4 protein-coding genes and 1 tRNA gene are annotated in these 3,493 nt (G+C 44.1%); 1 reads left to right on the forward strand and 4 read right to left on the reverse strand.

The genetic code is table 11. The features are described from left to right. The first annotated feature begins 534 nt into the window (after window positions 1-534). The gene (locus QZP87_RS00650; RefSeq protein ID WP_291320994.1) at window positions 535-1,056 is read left to right on the forward strand and encodes a hypothetical protein; all 522 of its coding nucleotides are present in this window, start codon (window positions 535-537) and stop codon (window positions 1,054-1,056) included. Here the strand turns inward: QZP87_RS00650 and QZP87_RS00655 are convergent. The 4 genes from QZP87_RS00655 to QZP87_RS00670 all read right to left on the reverse strand — a co-directional run. After that, the gene (locus QZP87_RS00655; RefSeq protein ID WP_291320995.1) at window positions 1,007-1,324 is read right to left on the reverse strand and encodes a hypothetical protein; all 318 of its coding nucleotides are present in this window, start codon (window positions 1,322-1,324) and stop codon (window positions 1,007-1,009) included. The two genes, QZP87_RS00650 and QZP87_RS00655, sit on opposite strands and share 50 nt — an antisense overlap. 663 nt (window positions 1,325-1,987) lie before the next feature. Further along, window positions 1,988-2,707 carry a hypothetical protein gene (locus QZP87_RS00660; protein ID WP_291320996.1) on the reverse strand — a complete coding sequence of 240 codons (720 nt, stop codon included), beginning with the start codon at window positions 2,705-2,707 and terminating at the stop codon, window positions 1,988-1,990. Window positions 2,708-2,947: 240 nt separating this feature from the next. Further along, window positions 2,948-3,023, reverse strand: a tRNA-Thr gene (locus QZP87_RS00665). 278 nt (window positions 3,024-3,301) lie between these two features. Then, window positions 3,302-3,493: hypothetical protein (locus QZP87_RS00670; protein WP_291320997.1), on the reverse strand; the 192-nt coding region annotated here is incomplete at its 5' end.

Here is a 3,493-nt window from a genome sequence, read left to right on the forward strand (position 1 = left end):
CCGGTGTCTGTTTCCCCTTACCAAACGTAACCCCGACCAGAAATACTGCTCCAAGCCTGATTGCCAGAGAGCACGCAAGCGCCGATGGCAAAGAAGCAAGTTACAGTTGGACCAAGACTACAGGCTAAACAAAAAGGGACACGAACCACCGCTGGAGTACCAGGACCCCCGACTACTGGAAAAAATACAGGGAAAACAACCCTGACTATACCAGAAGCAAACGGGAAAAACAGCGACACAGAAACAGGCGCAGGAGGGTCATCGAATCCATTTCCAGCGAAATTGCAAAGATGGACGCGTTATCAGCTGAAAACAGTTACATATCAGGAATTTACGCCTTGATTTCTGTCCAGGATCTGCTGATTGCAAAGATGGACCCGAAAATGGTAGTGCATTGGACAGGCTCTTTTTGCACTGGATTAATCTGATATTAAAAACTGCGATAGAGGCCTGGCTCATCGCCTGCAGGCTTGCCATTGACTTTAAAAAGCGAATAGGCAAAAGTCAGATTCGATTAAAACCTGTGAGGAGCTTATGGACTTCGATTATGTAATGAATGAGTTGGGCAGCGCTTCCCCTTTTGAGCTCTACAGGCTCAAGCTGGCCATTGATGCAAGTTTGCAAAGCGAGGAAGTTGTAAATTATTTCAAGGACAGGCTTTACCCCGGCCAGATCATCACCTATTTGTGCTCCAGAGAAAACAGGCTCATCAGATCCAGAATCCTCAAGCTGAACCGGACAAGACTGCTGGTAGAGCACCTTGAGGGCAAAGAACGGTGGAATATCCCCTATTACTTTGTAAATATTGACGAGATGGACATTCCCAAAAGGGCTTCTTCAGGCAGGGGAGGTATCTGCAAAAGCCAGTTGCAAAAAGGGGACAAGGTGGGATTCATAGGCAGAAACAACCAGGAGGTTTACGGGATGGTAATCCGGTTGAACCAGAAAACCGCCACTGTCCAGGTTATCGAAGATGGAAGCCGCTGGCGCGTGCCCTACGCCATACTTATTCCGGTTCTGGATGCAGATCCGGTGTACGAGGCCCTGGATCACTGATGTGCTCTGATTTTCCTGCAAAGGAGTAGAGTGCAAGAGCAAATAACCTGACAAAAAAACTCTTCATTTTCCCCAGCCTGCGTTTCAGGTCGGCTAGTTCTGCAAATGCCTCTTCCTTCTGCCGTCGTTCCTCTTTTTCTCTTGCCCTGGCTTCTTCCAGCTCATTTCTGGTCGCCTCCAGGGCCTCGGCATGGGAACATTCCTTGGGTTTGAGCAGATCCAGGTATTCATCCTCAACGTCCATCCCTTCGCGAATGGAATAAGACATTTTACATTGGTGACTATTTACTCCTGCGTAGAAACTTATGATTACCTGAAGGAAACAGCTGACAATCTTATTAAATCAGTCAATAATTTTTCAGTGAGTGACATCATAAAGACTTATGAGAGCGAATTCCGTGACTGCTTAGACAGGGTACACATTAACTGCATAACCTGGGGTGATTTCTATGAAAGGCTTGCAAAGTATTCAGGTAGTCTAAACCATGATAAAGGCGATCGTAACCATTCAGGGGGATACAGGAACCGGCCTGGGGATAGTCCCCACGAGACCTTTCCTGCACACATTATAAATTACAAACGCTAAGTTGTTTTCATCCGGAAACGGTTCTTTTTCCTTTTGGCGGCGACAATCTGCACAATTATTCGTCAACGTATTGAGATACGCCTCCTCATAATTGCTTGATTTCCTTGACAAAAAAACTCCTCGTTTCCGGAAAGAAAACCAACAGTTTCCGCATCCGGAAAGAAAGACTTTCAGGATGGAAACTAAGTTATATGAACCTGCACAGATAGTACTTAGCGGGGGACAGTCCCCCAGACCTGATGCCAGTAATCAACACCGAGGACCCCCTGAATGGATACAACCAGGCTCTTGTGACTTTTCCATGCTGCGTAGGATTTTGTCGAAAGAGGCTGAACTATCTCTTATTTATTCCTGAAAATTATAAAGACCCTTAAAATGATCTTCGAATGATACTAACTCATATCCTTCAGGTACTTCAAAAAAATCTTTTGAAATCCGGCCTTCTTTAATATTTGTCAATTCAAATTTACCGTCAGAACCTTCCGCCCGAATTACTGTCTGCAATTTTGTGTCGTACCAGCTTGTCGAAACATCGCCATTTGGATGCTCGCAGCGCCATTTCTCCACCTTCCTGCCATGCAGATTGTCTGTTCCCAGACGAGTTGCTTTGACTTCTCCCTGATCAGCATAATAACTTTCATCGTCCCTATAGTCATTGTCCCATATTGGGTCATCCCAGTAATCATCGTTGTCCCATGGACAGGGATTTCCAAACTCCATAAAAGAATAATTATCCATGTCATGTTGATCAATAACAACTGGAAACTGCAGACAGGTTTTTTCCATCCCTTCCTGTCCACACATTAAGATCATATTTTTAGTAAAATTTTCAATCATTATCACTCCAGACAATTCTGCAGAGTGTTCAAGAATGTCCATTTCCATACGAGTTCCCTCAGGTGATGCGTAAACCTTCCCTCTCATTTCTTCTGAACCATCATGAAAAATGCTCAGCATATCAGCGGCAAAAGAAGACAAGGGTCGAATCTTTTCAGCCTGAAGTTGAGAAGAAGTTAAAAAGCATACCAGAGAGACCAAAGATAGAATCACAATAACTTTCTTCATTCCTTACTCCTTGTTTTTTAAAGGAAAAAAGTACGCTCTAACCTGAAGAACCCAAATTTAATCCTGACCTACTGATTACTTGCTGATTTTATTGGATTTTATAGCAAAAACATGTTTTTATGTGTGTTTTTTGTGTTGTTTTTCCTGAGTGATCCTGAATCCGTGAAGTATATTTTTTTCACGGATTCAAGAGTGATTCTTGAATATGGTTTTTTAGCTGCCCTAACTACTTGATTTTACTGGAGCCGGGAATGGGAGTTGAACCCACGACCTGCTGATTACGAATCAGCTGCTCTGCCTTCTGAGCTATCCCGGCTCGGGTGCGTAATCCCGTTTGTATCAAGGATTTAAGGGTCAGGCAAGCCATAATTTTCAACATGTTGAAGCTGTGCATTTTCACCAGCCTGCACTGAAAAATTCTATGATTACAAAATTCATTTGGATTAAGCTGCCTGGCCGGGTTTTTGCCTCAAGAATTACATAACCTGCCCGTAACCATTCAGTGGGTGTCGAAACCATGCAAAGCATCTTGCCTTGACAGGCAGGCGGCTTTGCCGCTCACGGCTGGGGCTTACTGTAACAGTTTAGCCCTTTTTAAGGGATTAGAAAAATACTGATATACCGCCATAGTGATGCTTTGCCCGCAACAATGAAGAGAAGAGTTATTTTGACAGGATTAACCACGCCAAAGACGCGTGGCAGGCATAGATTAAGAGATGGATTAAGAGAAAAATATTTTTGTCCTGGCTCCCAGTTTAATGCCCTTCGGGCTTGCTCTGCGAGCAA

The organism is Desulfonatronospira sp., assembly GCA_003563255.1.
GTDB lineage: Bacteria > Desulfobacterota > Desulfovibrionia > Desulfovibrionales > Desulfonatronovibrionaceae > Desulfonatronospira.

What these genes read in the sequence shown, in the direction of transcription:
- QZP87_RS00650 (WP_291320994.1), top strand. Translation starts at nt 535, where the DNA reads ATGGACTTCGATTATGTAATGAATGAGTTGGGCAGCGCTTCCCCTTTT.
- QZP87_RS00655 (WP_291320995.1), bottom strand. Translation starts at nt 1,324, where the DNA reads ATGTCTTATTCCATTCGCGAAGGGATGGACGTTGAGGATGAATACCTG.
- QZP87_RS00660 (WP_291320996.1), bottom strand. Translation starts at nt 2,707, where the DNA reads ATGAAGAAAGTTATTGTGATTCTATCTTTGGTCTCTCTGGTATGCTTT.